Here is an 18410-nt window from a genome sequence, read left to right on the forward strand (position 1 = left end):
TCCGGTCGAGTCCGAGGCGACCGGGCACCGGGCTGACCGACACGAACTTCGACGTCTTCCGCGACGGCAGGCGCATCGCCACGGGCTTCCACCTGGCCTCGGACTCCGGCTGGGGCCGCGTGCCGCTGAGGTGGCGCCGCGAAGATTCCCCTGGCGCGCCCCCGCAAGGCCCACTAGATTCATAGGTCTTGTGGCGCAGGGGGAGGCGCGGGTCGTGGTGCGAAGGAAAACCGGACGTCCGGGCCCGCTCCGGGTGGAACTGCGCGGAGCCGGGGTCGTGCGCGACGGCCGCCGCATCCTCGCCGGCGTCGACCTGGTGCTCGAGCCGGGCACGGTCACCGTCGTCGCGGGCGCGAGCGGGTCGGGCCGCACCACGCTGCTCGACCTGGCGGCCGGGCTGGCTCCCACCGAGGGCGTGGTCCGCTTCGACGGCGCCGACGTGCGCACCCTCGACGGTGACGACATCGCGGCGAGCGTGGCCGTGGTGACCCGCCGCCCGTTCATCGCCGGCGCGCCGGTCCGGCAGAACCTGGCGCTCGGCGCGGGCCACGACGACGCCGCGCTGTGGGAGGCGCTGCGGCTGGTGGGGGCCGACGACGACGTCCGCGATCTGCCGCACGGCCTGGACACCGTCCTGGACGCGCCGGTCCCCGACGCGCTGCGGCAGCAGATCGGCCTGGCGCGGGCCGTCCTGCGCCGCCCGCGGCTGCTCGTGCTCGACGACGCCACCTCGGCGCTGAGCGCGGACGCCGAACGGCGGGTGCTCGCCGGGCTGCCCACCACCACGCTCGCCGCGACCGACCGCCCCGCGGCGGCAGACCGGGTCGTGCTGCTCTCCGGCGGCCGGCTCACCGCCGCGGCCCCGCAGGACCGGCAGGCGTACGCGGTCGTCCCCTGACCTCGGCCGCGTGGCGTCCGGTACCTAGAGTGGCAGTCCGGGCAGGACCACACTCATCACTGTCAGGAGCGCCCCATGTCCTTCCAGGCCTACCTCGACGCGATCGAGGTCAAGACCGGCAAGATCCCCGCCGACCTCGTCGCCGAGGCCCACGAGCGCGGCTACGACGCCGGCACCAAGGCGGGCGAGATCGTCCAGTGGCTCAAGGACGACTACGACCTCGGCCGCGGCCACGCCATGGCCCTCGTCCACGTGATCAAGAACGGGACGAGGATCAGCGACAAGCACGTCGACAGCGGCACCACGCACAGCGACCCCAGCAACGAGCTCCGTCTCGACGGCAAGGCGAACCGCACCCAGTGACGGGGCGCCGGCACCCGTAGTCACGGTCAGGACCTGCTCGTCCGGGTGGCCAGCAGCTGCGCGAGCGGGCGGGGCAGGGCGTCCCGGGTGAGGGCGGCCTCGGTGAGGGCGGCGGCGTAGCGGGACTTGCGGGTGGAGCCGCTGCCCAGGAAGCGGCGCATCTGGGCGGCGGGGTCGCGGCCGCGCCAGGCGGGCTGGGCGCGCATCGAACGGAAGGCGCGGGAGTCGCCCTGCGCGGCGAAGACCGCCTCGACGTGGGCGACGCCGACGGCGCGGATGAGCTCGTCCTCCAGGTCCTCGACGCAGACGTGCAGGGTGGCACGCGGCAGAGGGTGCAGCGCGCGCCGGAAGAGGAACTCCTCGCGCTGGTCGCACAGGGCTGCCAGCCGTACCCGCTCCCCGAAGGGGCCCAGGCCGGCCACGAAGCGGGCGATGGCGTGCGCTCCGCCGATCGGGACGACCAGAACCCGCTCGGCGGTCAGGTCGCGGCCCAGCCCGGCGGCGGCGGTCTCGACGGCGATCCGGTCGCTGACGCCCTCGACGAGCATCAGGGTCTCGGCGTCGCCGACCTCCGCCGGCGCGCGGGCGGTGGCAGGGAGCGAGGCGTGGCGGTCGAGCATGCCTGCTCCCTACCCACAGCGCATCGATGGGATACTGGGCGCGCCCCGCCCACGAGGACAACTGGAGACTGCGCCGGCGATGGTTGCGTTCGAATTGGCTGTTCAGGATGCGCACGGGCTGGCGGTCGCGGCCCGGCTCGGGGTGGACCGGATCGAGTTGTGCTCGGCGCTGCCGCTGGGCGGGATCACGCCGTCGCTCGGGTTCGTCGAGGCGGCGGTGGGCACGGCGGGGATGCCGCCCGTGCACGTGCTGGTGCGGCCCCGGCCGGGCGGCTTCGACTACGCGCCCGGCGAGGTGACCACGATCGTCTCGGACGTACGCCACGTCCTGTCGGCGGGTGCCGCGGGAGTGGTCGTCGGGGGTGTCCGCGACGGGCGCGTCGACGCGGAGCTGGTGGGCCGGGTCGTGGCGGCGGCGGGGGGCGCGGAGGTGACGTTCCACCGGGCGTTCGACACGGTGGCCGACCCGGGGGCGGGGCTCGACGAGCTGGTGGCGCTGGGGGTGCGGCGGATCCTGACCTCGGCGGGCGCGGCGAACGTGGCCGACGCGCTGCCCGCGCTGGAGGCGCTCGTGGACGCGGCCGCGGGCCGCTTGGAGATCATGGCGGGCGGCGGAGTGCGGCCGGGCGTGGTCGACAAGATCGTACGGACCGGGGTGGCGGCGGTGCACGCCTCGGCCAAGCAGATCGTGCCCGACCCGGTGAGCGTGTCGCTCGGCACCGCGGCCCCGGCCGGCGGGAGCGGCCGCGAGACCACCGACGAGGACGAGGCCGCCCGGATCCTGACGGCGGTGCGCGCCGGCTGAGCGGCTCAACTTCGCCCGCGTACGGCCGATAGGAGGACGTGCCGAGAAAGCTGTGGGCCCTCTGGCTCGGGTTCGGGGCCGTGGCGACGGTCGTCTACGCCGTGCTGCCGTGGGGGTGGCCGCAGACGGCCCTGTCGGCGGTGACGTCGGTCGGTTCGGCCTTGCTGATGGTGGTCGGAGCCCGCCGCAACCGCGCGCCGGCGTGGTACCTGTTCGCCGCGGGGCTCGCCGCGTGGGTGCTCGGCGACCTCATCATCGCCTGGGGCCCGGTCTCGTACCCGTCCTGGGCCGACGCCTGCTACCTCGCCGCCTACCCGCTGCTGACCGCGGCGCTGTTCCGGCTCACCCGCCAGCGCGGCGCGCTCTGGCGGGGCACGCTGATCGACTCGGCGATCATCGCGGTCGCCGTGGGCATCGTGTACTGGGTGCTGCTGATCGAGCCGATCCTCGCCGACACGGCGACGCCGCTGCCCGCCCGGCTGGCCACGGCCGGCTATCCCACCGCGGGCGTGCTGCTGCTGGCCGTGGTCGTGCCGATCCTGCTGCGGCGCGGACCCCGTACGGGAAGCCTGTGGCTGCTCACCGCGGGCAGCGCGCTGACGCTGGCCCTCAACGTCGTCTACACGCTGATGCCCGGCGTCACGGCCGCGCTCGGCACCCTGCTGTACGCCGGCTACCTGCTCGCCTACTCGCTGTGGGCCGCCGCTGCCGTGCACCCCGCCCCGGTGCTGCCGGCGGCCACCGAGAGCGACGGGCTGGGCCGCAGCCGGCTGGCCGTGCTGACCGGCTCGATGCTTCTGGTGCCCGCGCTGCTGCTGGTGCAGGGCGAGCGCGGCGCCGCGCAGGAGAGCTGGCCGGCCGTGGCGATCGGCTCGATGGCGCTGTTCGTGCTGGTCGCGACCCGGCTGAACGGCTACATCTCCCGCGTCGACCGGCAGGCGCGCCAGCTGCGCCGGCAGGCGACCCACGACGACCTGACCGGGCTGCCCAACCGCCGCGAGTTCGAGCGGCTGGCCGCCGAGGCCGTGGACGACGGGCGCTGCCAGGTGGTCATGCTCGACCTGGCCGGCTTCAAGCACATCAACGACCGGCTCGGCCGCGCCGTCGGCGACCAGACGCTGTGCGCGGTCGCCGACCTGCTGCGCGCCCACGTGCGCGACGGCGACCTGGTGGCGCGGATGGGCGCCGACGAGTTCGCCGTGCTGGTGCACGACACGCTGCCGGGCGAGGCGGGCCGGGTGGCCGCACGGCTGGCCGACCTCGTCCGCCGCCCGGTGCAGGCCGGCGAGCACGAGCTGCTGCTCAGCGCGCGCCTCGGCGTGTCCTCCGGCGGCGGGGTGCCGGCCTCGGAGCTGGTGCGGCGCGCCGACACGGCCCGGTACGCGGCCAAGACGTCCGGCGGCCGGCTGATGGTCTACCACACCGAGCTCGACGAGCGTGCCGAGGCGGCCGAGCGGCTCGGCGCGGACCTGCGGCACAGCCTCACCGACGGCGACTTCCACGTGGTCTACCAGCCGATCGTCGAGCTGCGCGACGGGCGTACGGTCGCCGTCGAGGCCCTCGTGCGGTGGGTGCACCCGGTCCGCGGCTTCGTCAGCCCGGCGGCGTTCATCCCGGTGGCCGAGGACAACGGGCTGATCGTCGAGCTCGGCGAGTGGGTCATGCGCACGGCGTGCCGGCAGCTGGCCACCTGGCGGCGCGAGCTCGGCGCGACGGCGCCCGGCTACGTCAGCGTGAACGTGTCGGCCCGCCAGCTCAGCGAGCCCGGCTTCCCCGAGGTGGTCGAGGGCATCCTCGCCGAGACCGGCCTCGACCCGGGCCGGCTGCTGGTCGAGGTCACCGAGACGGCCATCTTCGGCGGCGGCGTGGCGATCGAGGCGGTGGAGGCCCTGCACCGCGCCGGCGTGCCGATCGCGCTGGACGACTTCGGCACCGGGCACTCGTCGCTGGGGCTGCTGCGGACGGTGCCGGTCGACGTGCTCAAGGTCGACAAGTCGTTCGTCGACGAGATCACCGAGCCGGGCGGGCGGGCCGTCATCGTGGACGCGCTCATCCACGTCAGCAACGGCCTGGGCCTGCGCGCCGTCGCCGAGGGCGTGGAGACCGGCGAGCAGGCGGCCTATCTGCGGGCGCTCGGTTACCAGTACGGCCAGGGCTACTACTTCGGCAAGCCGGTGCCCCAGCCAGACTTCGCGGCCCTGGCGGTCAGCGGGCCAGGCCGTGCCGGCGGTGCGTGAGCCGCTCCACCAGCGACACCGGCACCACCCGGCGCAGCGGGAACACCAGCCCCGCGTTGCTGCCCACGGCGTAGCGCTGCCGGGGCTTGGCGGCCTCGATCGCGGTGACGACGGTGGCCGCGACGCGCTCGGCGGACACCCCGGCGGCCTCGTTGCGGTTGAGGGCGACGAGCATGCGCCGGTAGTCGTCGCGGTGCGGCGAGTCGGGCCGGATGTAGCTGGTGCGGCGCGCGCTGAGGCCGGTGCTGATCGAGCCGGGCTCGACGGTGGTGAACCAGACGCCGTACGGCGAGAACTCGTGGCGGGCGCCGTTACTGAAGCCCTTGAGCGCCGCCTTCGAGGCGACGTACGACGAGCGGTACGCCAGCGGGAACGACGCGAGCATCGAGCCGATCATCACCACGCGGCCATAGCCCCGTTCGCGCATGCCGGGAACGGTCAACTGCGTCAGGCGTACGGGTCCCAGGACGTTGATCTGGAAGAGCCGGCGCAGCGCCTCGCCCGGCAATTCCTCGAACGGCCCCGACTGGCTCTCGCCGGCGTTGTTGACCAGCACGTCCACGGACCCGACGGCGTCCGCCAGCGCCTCGATCGAAGCCGGGTCCGACAGGTCGAGCGGCAGGTAGTCGACGCCGTGGGCCTTCTCGGTCAGCGCCTCGGGGTGCCGGCTGGTGCCCAGGACCCGGTAGCCACGACCGGCGAGCGCCCTGGCCGTCGCCAGGCCGATGCCGGACGAGGCGCCGGTGATCAACGCGGTGCGGTGCATCGACGCACCCTACTGCACTTCACGACCCGGCGGTGTGGTCGTTCAGCTCGGCCAGCAGGCGGTCCCGGTCGGTGAGCACGGCGCCGAGGATGCGGCGGCCCGCGGCGAGCAGGTCGGCGACGTCGGGCGTGCTCAGGGCGTACATCACCAGCGGCCCGTCCCGGAACGACACGACCACGCCCGTGCGCCGCAGGACCGCCAGCTGCTGCGACAGATTCGACGGCTCCACGTCGATCTCGGCGAGCAGGTCCCGTACGGGTCGCGGGCCCGCCTGCAGCAGCTCGAGCACGCGGATCCGCACGGGGTGGCCCAGCGTCCGGAACATCTCGGCCTTCGCCTGGTAGAGCGGCACTGACATCGGGCGTCTCCCCCACCGGGCACAACAATTCGGCAATTGCGAAAGTCTTCAAGTCGCTTCCCGCGACCCTTCGATGATGTAACTCACGCGCGCTGCCAGGACGGACCCGCTGTCCGATCGACACGCGCCACTTCCGCCGATGCTGGGTGCCGGACCACGGAAGGAGCACACGACGTTATGGCCGATGTGGACGTCGCACTCAAGGACGCGCTGGGCGTCGACGGAGCGATCGCGGTGGCGGTCGTGGACTGGACGAGCGGGATGGCGCTGGGCACCGCGGGTGGCGGGTTCGGCTTCGACGTCGGCGTCGCGGCCGCCGCCAGCACGGAGGTGCTGCGCGCGAAGCTGCGGACGCTGGAGATGCTCGGCATGGAGCAGGGGATCGAGGACATCCTGGTCACGCTCGACACGCAGTACCACCTGATGCGGCCGATCACCTCACCGGACGGGCGCGGGCTGTTCCTCTACCTCGCCCTGCACCGCGACCGCGCCAACCTCGCGATGGCCCGGCACCGGCTGCGGGTGATCGAACAGCAGCTCGACATCTGAGATCCGCGATCATGCGGGGGTTCGCGTAGCGTGGCGGGCACGTGACCCTTCCGGGAGGTCGAGTGAGCCGCTTCGTCGACGGTGTGGTGGCGACCGCCGCCCGGGCCCGCACCGGCATGGTGACCGGTGAGCCCGGCGAGGCGGCGCGCCGCAGCTGGACCGACCTGCACGCGCATGCCCGCCGGGTGGCGGGCGGGCTGGTCGCCCACGGGCTGCGGCCCGGGCAGGCGGTGGCGGTGCTGGCCGGGATGCCGGCCGACATCGCGCCGGTGGCCCAGGGCGTCTGGCTGGCCGGCGGCAGCGTGACGATGCTGCACCAGCCCACGCCGCGCACCGACCTGCGGGTGTGGCGCGACGACACGCTGCGGGTGCTGCGCATGATCGGCGCCCGGGCCGTCGTGGTGGGCCCGCCGTTCGCCGCGATGGCCTCCGGCCTCGAGTCGGCCCTCTCCCCCGCCGGGCTCGCGTCCGGCCCCGAGATCGAGCCCGTGGCGTCCGACGAGGACAGCCCGGCGCTGCTGCAGCTCACGAGCGGGTCGACGGCCGAGCCCAAGGCCGTGCGGATCACCCACCGCAACCTGCACGCCAACCTGCACGACGCCGCCGAGCACCTGGGCTGCGGCGAGGACGGCGTGATGGTGTCGTGGCTGCCGATGTTCCACGACATGGGCATGATCGGCTGCCTCGCGCTGCCGATGCTCAGCGGGCTCGAGCTGGTCAGCGTGACCCCGGCCGACTTCCTGGGCCGCCCGCTGCTGTGGGCCGAGCTGATGAGCCGCTACGGCGGCACGATCACCACAGCGCCCAACTTCGCCTGGGCCGTGCTGACCCGTCAGCTCGCCCGGGTCGAGCCGGGCACGCTCGACCTGTCGGCGCTGCGGGTCGCCTGCAACGGCGCGGAGCCGATCGACCCCGGCACCATGCGGGCGTTCGTCGAGGTCGCGTCGCGGTTCGGCTTCGATCCGGGCGCGGTGAACTGCTGCTACGGCGCGGCCGAGAGCACGCTGGTGATCTCGATGTCCGAGGTGGCCGGGCCCATGACGCTCGACCGCGTCGACCCGGTGGCGCTCGAACGCGACCGCGCCGCGACGCCCGGCCCGCGCGAGATCCCGATGCTGGGGCGGCCGTTCCCCAGCGTCGAGGTGCGCGTGGTCGACGAGGACGGCAAGCCGCTGGACGAGCGCCGGGTGGGCCGGCTCCAGCTACGCGGCGAGTCGGTGACCGACGGCTATGTGACGCCCGAGGGCTACGAGCCGGCCCGCGACGCCGACGGCTGGCTCGACATCGGCGACGAGGGCTACCTCGCGGACGGCCAGGTGGTGGTCTGCGGCCGCCGCAAGGACGTCATCATCATGGGCGGCCGCAACATCTACCCGACCGACATCGAACGCGCCGCGGGCGCCGTCCCCGGCGTCCGCGAGGGAAACGTCGCCGCCGTCCGCCTGCTCGCGCGCACCTTCGGCGGCTCGTCCGGCCCGGCCGGCGACGGCGGGGGCGGCGGTGCGGCGCGGGAGTCGTTCGCCGTGCTGGTGGAGTCGCGGCAGGCGGGCGACGCGGACGCCGCCCGGCGGATCGCGCGGGAGGTCACCACGCGGGTGGTCGCCGAGATCGACGCCCGGCCCGCCGTCGTGCGGGTGCTGCTGCCCGGCTCGCTGCCGAAGACGCCGTCGGGCAAACTCCGCCGGGCCGCCGCCCGCACGCTCCTCGACAATTCAAGTGAGTGACTGCGAACGACCCCCGTCGCGTTGCCGACAGCCAGGAACCGTTGCCTCACACCTCTGCTTCCATACGATCAGGGGAAATGGGGGTGGGACACATGAATCAACCGGACTTCAGCGCTGCCCGGTGGCACAAGACCAACCGCAGCCTGCAGACGAACTGCGTCGAGGTGACTCTGGCCGGAGACGTCATCGGCGTTCGGAACTCGCGGGACCCCGGCGGTCCCGTGCTGACGTTCACGGTGTCGGAGTGGCGCGCCTTCCTCGGCGGCGTCCGCGACAACGAGTTCGAGCTCGACCAGTTGGGTCGCTGACCCGGCCGTCCCGTGCCGCGTCCGGGCGGCTGATCACAGCGCGGGGCTACTCTGCGCGACGCAACAAATGGCAACCGCTTGCCACGGGTGGGGGGCGGCGGCGTGCAATGGCTGCGTGACACCAGCAGAAGCAGGCGACGCCACGGCGGCGGTAGCCCGGGAGCTCGAGGGCGTCGAGCGGCTCGGGGTGGCGTTCTCCGGTGGGGTCGACTCGTCGGTTCTGCTGGCGCTCGCGGTAAGGGTGCTGGGCGGCGACCGGGTGGTGGCGGTCCTCGGGGTGTCGCCCAGCCTCGCCGCCGACGAGCGCACCGCCGCGCACGAGGTGGCGCGGCGCATCGGGGTGGCGGTCGTCGAGGTGGAGACCCGGGAGGGCGAGCGCGCGGAGTACCGCGCCAACGGGCCCGACCGGTGTTTCCACTGCAAGGACGAGCTGTTCACGCGGATCGGCGCGGAGGTCGCCGCACGGCATCGGCTCGACGCCGTGGCGTACGGGGAGAACGCCGACGACGTGCGCCGCCACGACCGTCCCGGAGCGCGGGCGGCCGCGGCGCACCGGGTGCTGACCCCGCTCGCCGCCGCGGGGCTCGACAAGGCTGCCGTACGGCGGATCGCCCGCGCCCTGGACCTGCCGTGCGCCGAAAAACCGGCCGCGCCGTGTCTCGCCTCGCGGATCCCGCACTTCGAGATCGTGAGCCCGCGCAAGCTGAGCCAGGTCGACCAGGCCGAGGCGGCGCTGCGCCGGCTGGGCTTCGGCGACCTGCGCGTGCGCCACCACGGCGACATCGCCCGCGTGGAGCTGCCCGCCGACGACCTCGTGCGCGCCGTGCGCGAGCCGCTGCGCGAGCTGATCCTGCGCGCCGTGACCGGGGCGGGCTTCCGCTTCGTCACCCTGGACCTGGCCGGCATCCAGTCCGGGGCCTTCACCGGCGCCTACACCGGCCCGGCCGCTCACGCGCCCGAGAACCGCGAAGGACCGGTCGATGACGGACGCTGACGCGGCTGCGCCGCTGAGCTCGTACGCGAACCTGGACCACGACCGGGCGCGGCGGCGGGGATATCCGGAGGCCGTCTACTGCGCGGGCAAGACGCCGGAGCAGGTCGCCGGGATCGCGGCCGCCGTCGGGCAGCGATCCGGCGCGGTCACGCTGTTCACGCGGGCCGGCAAGGAGCACGCCGCGGCGGTGCTGGGCGTGCTGCCCGACGCCTTCCACGATCCGGTCGCGGGGCTGCTGGCGTGGCCGCCGCGGTTTCCCGAGCCGACCGGCGAGCGCGTGGTGGTGGTCGCCGCGGGCACGTCGGATCTGCCGGTCGCGCGCGAGGCGGCGCTGACCGCGCAGTTCCTGGGCCGCGCCACCGACCTGGTCGTCGACGTGGGCGTGGCCGGGCTGCACCGGATCCTCGCGCAGGTGGAACTGCTGCGCCGCGCGCGGGCCGTCGTCGTGGTCGCCGGGATGGACGGCGCGCTCCCGGGCGTCGTGGCCGGGCTCATCTCCGCGCCGGTGGTCGCCGTGCCCACGTCGGTCGGTTACGGCGCCGCCTTCGAGGGGCTGGCCGCGCTGCTGACGATGCTCAACGCGTGCGCTCCCGGCGTCGCCGTGGTCAACATCGACAACGGGTACGGCGCGGGCCACCTCGCCGCCCAGATCACGGCGCCGCCGGAGGCCGCCACCCGGGCGGGCGGCGCCGGATCCGGCGGGGAAGCGGCGGGCACGCGGTGACGCAGCGGCACGCCTGGATCGACGCGTCCGCCGGGGTGGCGGGCGACATGCTGCTCGGGGCGCTGCTCGACGCGGGGGCGTCGCTCGCGGCGGTGCGGAAGGCGGTCGACCAGGTGTCCGGCGGGACGGTCCGGGTCCGTACGCGGGAAGTCGTCCGGGGCGGCCTGCGAGCGCTCAAGGCCGAGGTGGAGCCGCTCGTCGGCGACCCGCCGCACCGGACGTGGGCGGACGTGCGGGGACTGCTGAACGGGCTGGAGCCGGCCACCGCGGTGTTCCGGCGGCTGGCCGAGGCGGAGGGGCGGGTGCACGGCATCCCGGCCGACGACGTGCACTTCCACGAGGTGGGCGCGCTCGACGCGATCGCGGACGTGGTCGGGTGCTGCGCGGCCCTCGCCGACCTCGGCGTCACGAGCGTGTCGGCCGGGCCGGTGGCGGTGGGGTCGGGGTTCGTCCGGTCGGCGCACGGGCGGTTGCCGGTGCCGGCGCCCGCGGTGGCCGAGCTGAGCGTGGGCTGGCAGGTGTCCGCGGGCGGCGCGGGCGAGCTGGCCACGCCGACCGGGATGGCCCTGCTCCGCACCCTCGCCGGGGCGTGCGAACCGCTGCCGCCGATGGGGCTCGAGGCCACCGGGATCGGCGCGGGCAGCCGCGATCCCGAGGGGCACGCCAACGTCGTCCGGGTGCTGGTCGGCTCGCGAGCGGGAAGGCCGGCCGAGGAGCAGGACGCCGTGCTCCTCGAGGCCAACGTCGACGACCTCGACCCGCGGCTGTGGCCGGGCGTGCTGAGCGGGCTGCTGGCGGCCGGGGCGTCCGACGCGTGGCTGGTGCCGATCGTGATGAAGAAGGGACGGCCGGCGCACACGCTGAGCGTGCTCTGCCCGCCCGCCCTCGCCGGCCCGCTGCGGGAGCTGATCTTCCGGGAGACCAGCACGCTCGGCGTGCGGCACAGCGCCCGCGGCAAGGTGGCGCTGCGGCGCAGCTTCGCCGGCGTGAGCGTCGACGGCGAGACCGTCGCGGTGAAGCTCGCCCACCGCGACGGCGTCATCGTCCAGGTGATGCCGGAGTTCGAGGACGTGGCCGCGCTGGCTCGCCGCCGGGGCCGGCCCGAACGGCTCGTGCTGCAGGAGGCGCTCACCGCCGCCGCCGCGGCCGGCCTGCTGGTCGGCGCTGAGGTGCCGGAACCGGCCGACGGCTGAGGGGCGCGCGCGCTCGATCAGCCTGGCGACTGCCTGCGGACCTCCGCCTCGACGGCGGTGACCAGGTCGGCGTCGCCCGACAGGTCGGAGCCCAGCAGCTCGAGCACGTCACGCACGGACGAGGCCCGGGCGCGGAAGGGCTCGGCTCCGGCATCGTTCACCGGGGCCCCGGCGCCGCGCAGGTGGTTGATCCAGGCGGCGACGATGCGGACGGCGCCCGCGGCGGGACGGCCCGCGGCCCGCTCGCCGCGCAGGACGGGCAGGACGCGGATGGGCAGCTTCTGGGAGCCGTCGGCGGCGATCTGGGCCAGGGTGTGGCGGATCCGCGGGTTGGCGAAGCGGTCCAGCAGCGCGGCGCGGTAGGCGGTGAGCTCGGCGGCCGGCAGCGGGACGTGCCGGCACGCCTCGTCCCACCACTCGTCGAGCCAGGTGCGGCAGACCGGATCCGCCACGGCGGCGGCGACGGTTTCGAAGCCCCGCGCGCTCCCGGCGTACGCCAGCAGGGAGTGGCCGCCGTTGAGCAGCAGCAGCTTGCGGGTCTCGTGCGGCACCACGTCGTCGACGAAGCGGGCGCCGGCCTTCTCCCAGGCGGGGCGGCCCGCGGGGAAGTCGCCGCTGAGCACCCACTCAGTGAACGGCTCGGTGACCACGGGCACGGCGTCGTCCCAGCCTCCGGCGGCGGCCACGTCCCGGACGTCATCGGGGGTCGTCCGGGGCGTGATGCGGTCGACCATGGTGGTCACGAACGAGACGTTCGCGGCGATCCACTCGTCGAGCCCGGGATCGAGCCGGGCGGCCAGGTCGCGGACCACCCGGGCGGTGACCTCGCCGTTGCCGGGCAGGTTGTCGCAGGACACCACGGCGAGCGGGCCGGCACCGGCGAGGCGGCGCATGGCCAGGCCACCGACCAGACGCTCGGCCACGACACCGCCGGGGGCGTACGCGGCCTCGGTCATCGTGATCGTCACGACGGCCACCGCGGAGTCCTCCAGCAGCGCGTTCCACGGCCCGAGGTCGGTGCCGGTGTAGGCGGCCACGACGGCCTCCTGCACCTCGAGCGTGTCCGACGAGGGGCCGCGGACGACCAGCGTGTAGCGGCCGCGCTGCCGCGACAGCAACGTCGGCAGCTCGTGCGAGCGGCCGGTGAAGGCGGCGATCCCCCAGTCGGGGTCGAAGCCGGTGTACCAGGCCTGGTGGGCGCGGAAGAAGCCGCCGAGGCCGAGGTGGACGATGCGCACGGGCCTCACAGCTTGAACACCTTCCGGGGCTGGGTCGCGACCAGGGCGGTCAGCGTGTCGAGGGCCTCGTCCTCGTCGAGGCGGTGCTCGGCGACCAGGCGCGCGAGGTGGCCGGCGTCGAGGCGGCGGGACATGTCGTGGCGGGCGGGGATCGAGCAGAACGCCCGGGTGTCGTCGATGAAACCGGACAGCCGGCTGAACCCGGCGGTCTCGGTGACGGCCTCCTGGTAGCGCCGGATCTCGCTGGGGTTGTCGAGGAACCACCAGGGCGCTCCGGCGTACACGGCGGGATAGAACCCGGCCAGCGGCGCGATCTCGCGGCTGTAGACGTCCGGGTCGACGGTGAACAGCACCAGGTGCAGGTTGGGGTGGGCGCCGAACCTCTCGAGCAGCGGCTGCAGGGCCGCGGTCAGTTCCAGCTGGACGGGGATGTCGTGGCCGGTGTCGGGTCCGTGCGCCGCGAGCGTGGCCGGGTGGTGGTTGCGCCAGACGCCGGGGTGCAGGGTCATCACGAGGCCGTCGTCGCACGACATGCGGGCCATCTCGAAGATCATGTGCCGCCGGAACGCGGTGGCCTCGGCCGGGGTGACCGTGCCGGCGAGCGCGGCCCGGTAGATCCGCGCGGCCTCGTGCCTGTCGAGCGGCTCGGTGCCGGCGTCGAAGTGGCCGTGGTCGGCCGAGACCGCGCCGAGCGAGACGAAGTAGCGCCGCCTCTCCTCGAGCGCCGCGACGTAGCTGTCGTAGTCGCCCACGTCGCCGAGCTCCTTGACCAGCGAGGACCAGCCGGGCCGGCCGACCTCGAGGTAGCGGTCGGGGCGGAACGTCGGCGCGATCCGCGTGGTCACCGACCGGTCGTCGCGCAGCGCGCGGTGGGCGGCCAGGTCGTCGGCCGGGTCGTCCGTGGTCGCCAGGAAGTCGATCTTGAAGGTGCGCAGCAGCGCCCTCGGCCGGTGGCTCGGCTCGGTCAGCCGCGAGGCGATCGCGTCGTACAGCTCGTCGGCGTTGCCGGCGGACGGCCGGGCGACCACGCCGAACACCGACGCGAACGACGACTCGAGCCAGTACCGCACCGGCGTGCCCCGGAACAGGTGCCAGTTCGCGCAGAACAGCCGCCACGCCTCGCGCGCCCGCGCCGGGGGCAGCGGCCCCTCCCCCACCCCGAGCGCCTCCAGCGGCACGCCGCCCGCGTGCAGCAACCGCGTCACGTAGTGATCGGGCTGGATGAACAGCGACGCCGGGTCGGCGAACGGCGCGTCGTCCAGGATCAGCCGCGGGTCGACGTGCCCGTGCGGGCTGACGATCGGCAGGGCGTGTACCTCCTGGTAGAGGCGGCGGGCGATGGACCGTACGCCGGGGTCGGCGGGCAGCAGCCGGTCGGGGTGCAGCGTCAGGGCAGCCATGGGCCGAGCCTGGGCGGACGGCGCGCCGGTGGCAAGCGGTTGCCACCTGTTGCCTGAGCGTGCAGGCAACAACTGGCAACTCGTTGCGCCGGAGAGTCACCGGAGGAAACCATCCCGTAACAGTGATGCGGGTCACTGAAGGCAGAAGGAGACTCCGATGCGGTTCGCAAGGATAACTCTGGCCGGCGCGGTAGCCCTGACCACCGCGCTCGCGGCCTGCGGCGGCGGGGACGACAGCGGCGGTGGCGGCGACGGCAGCGGCAAGACGCTCAACGTCCTGATCGCGGCGAACACCCAGTACCCCGACGAGTTCGCGGCCTGGCAGAAGACGATCAGCGAGAAGTTCCGCGCGCAGACCGGCGCCGAGGTGAAGTTCGAGACGTTCGCCAGCGCCAACGACGAGCTCACGAAGATCCAGACCTCGGTGGTGTCGGGCTCGGGCCCGGACGTCTACGCGGTCGGCACGACGTTCACGCCGACGGCCTACTCGACCGGCGCCTTCGTCAAGATGGGCGACGAGGAGTGGGGCAAGATCGGCGGCAAGGAGAAGTTCAACCCCGCCACGCTGGGCATCTCGGGCCCGGACGAGCAGAACCAGGTCGGCATCCCGTGGGTGAGCCGCCCGTTCGTGATGGCGTACAACACCGAGCTGCTCAAGGCGGCGGGCATCGCCAAGCCCGCGACCACCTGGGACGAGCTGGCCCAGCACGCCAAGCAGCTCACCAAGGGCGACCAGTACGGGCTGGCGGTCGCGTACAAGGACAACTTCGACCCGTGGAAGTTCGTCTGGGGCATGTCGATCCAGGCCGGCAACCCGCTGGTGGACGGCAAGACGGCGAAGCTGCAGGACCCGACGGTGCTCAAGGCGTACGACACGTACTTCGGCTGGCTGACCCGCGACAAGGTCGTCGACCCGGCCGCCGTGGGCTGGACCAACCCGCAGGCGGTGGCCGCGTTCGCCAAGGGCAAGACCGGCTACTTCATGCTCACCACGCCGACCGCGATCAACTCGCTGGAGCAGGGCGCGGTGAAGGGCAAGTGGGCGTTCGCGCTGCTGCCGACCGTGCCGCCCGGCGCGACCAGCCGCCCGGCGAACGGCGTGGAGGCCGCGAGCATCCTGTCCGGCGACAACCTGCTGGTCGCCGACTACTCGAAGAACAAGGACCTGGCGTTCGAGTACGTCAAGCTCGTCACCGACTCCGACGCGCAGCTCGACTACTACAAGAAGTTCGGCAACCTGCCGGCCAACGCGGCCGCGCTGCAGACGCTGGCCTCCGACAAGCAGCTCGCCCCGGTGACCGAGGCGGCGAAGAAGTCGGTGGCGACCCCGTTCACCGGCGCCTGGGGCGACATCCAGCTCGCGCTCACCAACGTGGCCGTGCAGTCGCTGCCCGACCTGGGCAAGGGCTCGATCAGCGCGCAGCAGATCGAGGCCCGCGTCGCCGACGCGCAGAAGGCCGCCCAGTCCGCGCTGGATCGGGCCAAGTGACATGACGACCCTCGTCCGGCCGCCGGAGAAGGCCGCTGCGCGCAAACAACAGCGCCGCCGCGGGGTGACCGAGCAGCAGCGGCCGCTGTGGCTGCTCACCCCCGGCGGGGTGCTGATGGTGCTGGTCGTGCTGATCCCGCTGGCGCTCGCGCTGTGGATCTCGATGATCGACCTCGACCAGTACACGCTGCGCCGCTGGGTCCAGGCGCCGTTCGTCGGGCTGGACAACTACGTCGAGTCGTTCGGCTCGGGCCTGCTGCCCTCGATCTGGATCAGCGTCTCGTTCGCGGTGCTGTCGACGATCGCGACCGTGCCGATCGGCATCGCCGCCGCGCTGGTCACCCAGAACAAGTACAAGGGCCGCGCGCTGGTGCGGGCGGTGTTCCTCATCCCGTACGTGCTGCCGTCGTTCGTCGTCGCCACGGTGTGGCGCACGATGCTGCAGCCCGACGGCGTCGTGAACGCGTGGCTGTCCAAGGTCGGCATCGAGGGCGGCCTGTGGCTGACCGGCCCCCGCTCGTACTGGGCGCTGATCCTGGTCGAGATCTGGGCGGCGTGGCCGTTCATCTACCTGATGGCGCTCGCGGCGCTGCAGTCGGTGGACAACGAGGTGCACGAGGCGTCCGCGGTCGACGGGGCGCCCTGGTGGCCCAAGCTGAGCCGGGTGATCCTGCCCTACCTGCGCGGGCCGGTGCTGCTGGCGTGCCTGCTGGCGACGCTCAACCACATCAACAACTTCACGTTGCCGTTCGTGCTGTTCGGGGCGCCCGCGCCGGAGGACGTCAACGTGATGCCGATGATCGTGTACGTCACCAGCTTCCAGAGCCTGCGGTTCGGGCTGAGCGCGGCCATGGCCGTGCTGTCGCTGGTGCTCATCGCGATCCCGCTGTTCGTCTACCTGCGCGCCGTCCGGCTGGACGTCCATGACGAAGGAGGCCGCAAGTGAGCCTGTCCGCCTCGGCCGAGGCTCAGCGGCTGCTGCCGCGCTGGCTGCTGGTCGTGCTGACCGCGCTGCTGGTCGCGATGGTGCTGATCCCGGTGCTCTACATCGTGCTGGCCTCGCTCAACAGCGATGTGGGCGTGGCGTCCGGCGAGTACTGGCCCAGCTCGTTCAGCCTGGACAGCTACACCCGCATCTGGACCACGGCCGACCTGTCCACCGGCATCGTGAACAGCCTGATCGTCTGCGCGCTCACCGCGGTCGCGTCGGCGCTGCTGGGCACCACCACCGCGTACGTGCTGGTCCGCTACACCTTCTTCGGCCGGCTCACGATCCTGCGCGGGCTCGTGGGCCTGCAGAGCATCCCGGGCACGCTCATGCTGCTGCCGGTGTTCGTGCTGTTCTCGTCGGCCGGCAACTACCTCGGGCTGACCGTGATCGGCACCCGCTGGGGGCTGTTCGTGGCGTACCTGACCTTCGCCCTGCCGTTCTCCACCTGGGTGATGGTCACCTACCTGCGCGGGCTGCCCCGCGAGCTCGAGGAGGCCGCCCGCACCGAGGGCGCGTCCACGGTGGTGATCCTCTGGCGGATCATCTTCCCGCTGAGCCTGCCGGCGATCGTGGTGGCGGGCATCTTCGCGTTCCTGCTCGGCTGGAACGACGTGCTGTTCGCCTCGGTGCTCACCCGGCCCGAGACGCACACCGCGGCCGTGGCGCTGCAGATCTTCGGGTCGCAGCAGGAGGGCGGCGCGCTGCCCGTGTACTCGCAGATGATGGCGGCGGCGCTGATCTGCGCGGCCCCGGTCGTGCTGCTCTACCTGGCCTTCCAGCGCTATCTGGTGGGCGGGCTGACCGCGGGCGGCGTCAAGTGAGGGTCGCGGTGATCGGCCTCGGCGACGTGTCGGTGGTGCACCTGGCCGCGATCGAGAAGCTGGGCGCCGAGCTGGTCGGCGTGTGCGACTCGCGCGGCGACCACCGGGCCCTGATCGACGAGGTACGCCCCGACGTGGTGCACGTCTGCACGCCGCACGACCGGCACGTGCCGATCGCCCTGGACGCGCTGTCGCGAGGCGTCCACGTGCTGCTCGAGAAGCCGGTCGCGCACACCGTCGCGGAGGCCGAGCGGCTGGTCGCGGCGGCCAAGGACCACCCGTCGCTCAAGGTCGGCGTGTGCCTGCAGAACCGGTACAACCTGACCTCGCAGGCCGCCTTCGACCTCGTTCGCGCGGGCGAGATCGGAGCGCTGCGGGGCGGCTCGGCGTCCGTGCTGTGGCACCGCGACGACGCCTACTACGCGGCCCGCCCGTGGCGCGGCATGCTCTCGCGAGCGGGCGGCGGCGTCCTGATCAACCAGGCGATCCACACGCTGGACCTGCTGCAGTGGCTGCTCGGCGACGTCACCGCCGTCGCCGGGCACGCCGGACGGTACGGCGGGGCGTCCCGGGAGGTGGAGGACACCGCGCACCTGGTGCTCGACCACGCCGGCGGCGCGCGCAGCGTGTTCTTCGCGACGACCACCAACGCCACCGACTCGCCGGTCACCGTCGAGATCGCCGGCGAGCGGGGCACGCTGCTCATCCGCGGCGACCTGACGGCGACCTACGCCGACGGCCGCACCGAGACGATCGCCGAGCTCGCCCCGGACGGGACCGGCCGCTCCTACTGGGGAGCGTCGCACGAGCTGCTGATCGCCGACTTCTACCGCTCGCTGGAGGCCCCCGAGCCGTTCTGGATCGGCCCGCGGGAGGCGCTCGCGGCGCAGCTGATCATCGACGAGATCTACCGACACAGCTGAAGGGCACGA

The 18410-nt window shown here is 73.6% G+C and carries 19 protein-coding genes; 14 read left to right on the top strand and 5 right to left on the bottom strand.

Translation table 11 applies throughout. The features are described 5' to 3' along the window. The first annotated feature begins 253 nt into the window (after positions 1–253). Together ACSNN8_RS28145 and ACSNN8_RS28150 are read left to right on the top strand one after the other, a co-directional pair. Complete coding sequence (locus ACSNN8_RS28145) at positions 254–898, top strand: ATP-binding cassette domain-containing protein (protein WP_436652703.1); 645 nt, start codon at positions 254–256, stop codon at positions 896–898. A gap of 75 nt (positions 899–973) precedes the next feature. After that, positions 974–1261 (top strand): DUF4287 domain-containing protein, encoded by a 288-nt coding sequence (locus ACSNN8_RS28150; RefSeq protein ID WP_436652705.1) that lies wholly within the window; start codon positions 974–976, stop codon positions 1259–1261. A 26-nt stretch (positions 1262–1287) separates the two neighbouring features. On the opposite strand, the gene ACSNN8_RS28155 is transcribed toward ACSNN8_RS28150, so the two are convergent. Further along, positions 1288–1881, bottom strand: coding sequence for a TOPRIM nucleotidyl transferase/hydrolase domain-containing protein (locus ACSNN8_RS28155; RefSeq protein WP_436652706.1), 594 nt, complete (start codon positions 1879–1881; stop codon positions 1288–1290). A 94-nt stretch (positions 1882–1975) separates the two neighbouring features. Here ACSNN8_RS28155 and ACSNN8_RS28160 point away from each other — a divergent pair, with 94 nt between their 5' ends. Both ACSNN8_RS28160 and ACSNN8_RS28165 read left to right on the top strand, forming a co-directional pair. Continuing rightward, positions 1976–2686 carry a copper homeostasis protein CutC gene (locus ACSNN8_RS28160; RefSeq protein WP_436652708.1) on the top strand — a complete coding sequence of 237 codons (711 nt, stop codon included), beginning with the start codon at positions 1976–1978 and terminating at the stop codon, positions 2684–2686. A 38-nt stretch (positions 2687–2724) separates the two neighbouring features. Then, positions 2725–4923 carry a putative bifunctional diguanylate cyclase/phosphodiesterase gene (locus ACSNN8_RS28165; RefSeq protein ID WP_436652709.1) on the top strand — a complete coding sequence of 733 codons (2199 nt, stop codon included), beginning with the start codon at positions 2725–2727 and terminating at the stop codon, positions 4921–4923. On the opposite strand, the gene ACSNN8_RS28170 is transcribed toward ACSNN8_RS28165, so the two are convergent. Then, the gene (locus tag ACSNN8_RS28170) at positions 4892–5689 is read right to left on the bottom strand and encodes an SDR family oxidoreductase (RefSeq protein ID WP_436652711.1); all 798 of its coding nucleotides are present in this window, start codon (positions 5687–5689) and stop codon (positions 4892–4894) included. The genes ACSNN8_RS28165 and ACSNN8_RS28170 overlap by 32 nt on opposite strands. A 19-nt stretch (positions 5690–5708) precedes the next feature. Beyond that, positions 5709–6047, bottom strand: coding sequence for an ArsR/SmtB family transcription factor (locus tag ACSNN8_RS28175; RefSeq protein ID WP_436652713.1), 339 nt, complete (start codon positions 6045–6047; stop codon positions 5709–5711). 177 nt (positions 6048–6224) lie between these two features. Here ACSNN8_RS28175 and ACSNN8_RS28180 point away from each other — a divergent pair, with 177 nt between their 5' ends. From ACSNN8_RS28180 to larC, 6 genes are all read left to right on the top strand, one after another. Beyond that, the gene (locus tag ACSNN8_RS28180) at positions 6225–6596 is read left to right on the top strand and encodes a hypothetical protein (protein WP_436652714.1); all 372 of its coding nucleotides are present in this window, start codon (positions 6225–6227) and stop codon (positions 6594–6596) included. 62 nt (positions 6597–6658) lie between these two features. Further along, entirely contained in the window at positions 6659–8320 is a 1662-nt protein-coding gene (locus tag ACSNN8_RS28185) for a fatty acyl-AMP ligase (protein WP_436652716.1), read from the top strand. 92 nt (positions 8321–8412) lie between these two features. After that, entirely contained in the window at positions 8413–8628 is a 216-nt protein-coding gene (locus tag ACSNN8_RS28190) for a DUF397 domain-containing protein (RefSeq protein WP_436652718.1), read from the top strand. A 115-nt stretch (positions 8629–8743) separates the two neighbouring features. Continuing rightward, complete coding sequence (gene larE, locus ACSNN8_RS28195; RefSeq protein WP_436652719.1) at positions 8744–9622, top strand: ATP-dependent sacrificial sulfur transferase LarE; 879 nt, start codon at positions 8744–8746, stop codon at positions 9620–9622. Continuing rightward, positions 9609–10346: a nickel pincer cofactor biosynthesis protein LarB gene (gene larB / locus ACSNN8_RS28200; RefSeq protein ID WP_436652721.1), complete on the top strand. Its 738-nt coding sequence runs from the start codon at positions 9609–9611 to the stop codon at positions 10344–10346. Before larE ends, larB begins: the two co-directional genes overlap by 14 nt. Continuing rightward, positions 10343–11539, top strand: coding sequence for a nickel pincer cofactor biosynthesis protein LarC (larC, locus tag ACSNN8_RS28205; protein ID WP_436652722.1), 1197 nt, complete (start codon positions 10343–10345; stop codon positions 11537–11539). The genes larB and larC overlap by 4 nt, the downstream gene beginning before the upstream one ends. 17 nt (positions 11540–11556) lie before the next feature. On the opposite strand, the gene ACSNN8_RS28210 is transcribed toward larC, so the two are convergent. Both ACSNN8_RS28210 and uxaC read right to left on the bottom strand, forming a co-directional pair. Further along, entirely contained in the window at positions 11557–12786 is a 1230-nt protein-coding gene (locus ACSNN8_RS28210) for a mannitol dehydrogenase family protein (RefSeq protein ID WP_436652724.1), read from the bottom strand. Further along, positions 12783–14177, bottom strand: coding sequence for a glucuronate isomerase (gene uxaC / locus ACSNN8_RS28215; RefSeq protein WP_436652726.1), 1395 nt, complete (start codon positions 14175–14177; stop codon positions 12783–12785). Before uxaC ends, ACSNN8_RS28210 begins: the two co-directional genes overlap by 4 nt. Before the next feature lie 157 nt (positions 14178–14334). Here uxaC and ACSNN8_RS28220 point away from each other — a divergent pair, with 157 nt between their 5' ends. The 4 genes from ACSNN8_RS28220 to ACSNN8_RS28235 are packed head-to-tail and all read left to right on the top strand — an operon-like array spanning position 14335 to position 18401. Then, positions 14335–15666 (top strand): extracellular solute-binding protein, encoded by a 1332-nt coding sequence (locus ACSNN8_RS28220; protein WP_436652727.1) that lies wholly within the window; start codon positions 14335–14337, stop codon positions 15664–15666. A gap of 1 nt (position 15667) precedes the next feature. Continuing rightward, the gene (locus ACSNN8_RS28225) at positions 15668–16612 is read left to right on the top strand and encodes a carbohydrate ABC transporter permease (protein WP_436652728.1); all 945 of its coding nucleotides are present in this window, start codon (positions 15668–15670) and stop codon (positions 16610–16612) included. Further along, entirely contained in the window at positions 16609–17478 is an 870-nt protein-coding gene (locus ACSNN8_RS28230) for a carbohydrate ABC transporter permease (protein ID WP_436652730.1), read from the top strand. Before ACSNN8_RS28225 ends, ACSNN8_RS28230 begins: the two co-directional genes overlap by 4 nt. Continuing rightward, positions 17475–18401, top strand: a complete 927-nt coding sequence (locus ACSNN8_RS28235) for a Gfo/Idh/MocA family protein (protein WP_436652731.1) — start codon at positions 17475–17477, stop codon at positions 18399–18401. Before ACSNN8_RS28230 ends, ACSNN8_RS28235 begins: the two co-directional genes overlap by 4 nt. Positions 18402–18410 lie beyond the last annotated feature (9 nt).

Source organism: Actinoplanes sp. URMC 104 (assembly GCF_051386375.1).
In the GTDB taxonomy this organism is placed as follows: domain Bacteria; phylum Actinomycetota; class Actinomycetes; order Mycobacteriales; family Micromonosporaceae; genus Actinoplanes.

What these genes read in the sequence shown, in the direction of transcription:
- ACSNN8_RS28150 (WP_436652705.1), top strand. Translation starts at nt 974, where the DNA reads ATGTCCTTCCAGGCCTACCTCGACGCGATCGAGGTCAAGACCGGCAAG.
- ACSNN8_RS28155 (WP_436652706.1), bottom strand. Translation starts at nt 1,881, where the DNA reads ATGCTCGACCGCCACGCCTCGCTCCCTGCCACCGCCCGCGCGCCGGCG.
- ACSNN8_RS28170 (WP_436652711.1), bottom strand. Translation starts at nt 5,689, where the DNA reads ATGCACCGCACCGCGTTGATCACCGGCGCCTCGTCCGGCATCGGCCTG.
- ACSNN8_RS28175 (WP_436652713.1), bottom strand. Translation starts at nt 6,047, where the DNA reads ATGTCAGTGCCGCTCTACCAGGCGAAGGCCGAGATGTTCCGGACGCTG.
- ACSNN8_RS28180 (WP_436652714.1), top strand. Translation starts at nt 6,225, where the DNA reads ATGGCCGATGTGGACGTCGCACTCAAGGACGCGCTGGGCGTCGACGGA.
- ACSNN8_RS28190 (WP_436652718.1), top strand. Translation starts at nt 8,413, where the DNA reads ATGAATCAACCGGACTTCAGCGCTGCCCGGTGGCACAAGACCAACCGC.
- larB (WP_436652721.1), top strand. Translation starts at nt 9,609, where the DNA reads ATGACGGACGCTGACGCGGCTGCGCCGCTGAGCTCGTACGCGAACCTG.
- uxaC (WP_436652726.1), bottom strand. Translation starts at nt 14,177, where the DNA reads ATGGCTGCCCTGACGCTGCACCCCGACCGGCTGCTGCCCGCCGACCCC.
- ACSNN8_RS28220 (WP_436652727.1), top strand. Translation starts at nt 14,335, where the DNA reads ATGCGGTTCGCAAGGATAACTCTGGCCGGCGCGGTAGCCCTGACCACC.
- ACSNN8_RS28225 (WP_436652728.1), top strand. Translation starts at nt 15,668, where the DNA reads ATGACGACCCTCGTCCGGCCGCCGGAGAAGGCCGCTGCGCGCAAACAA.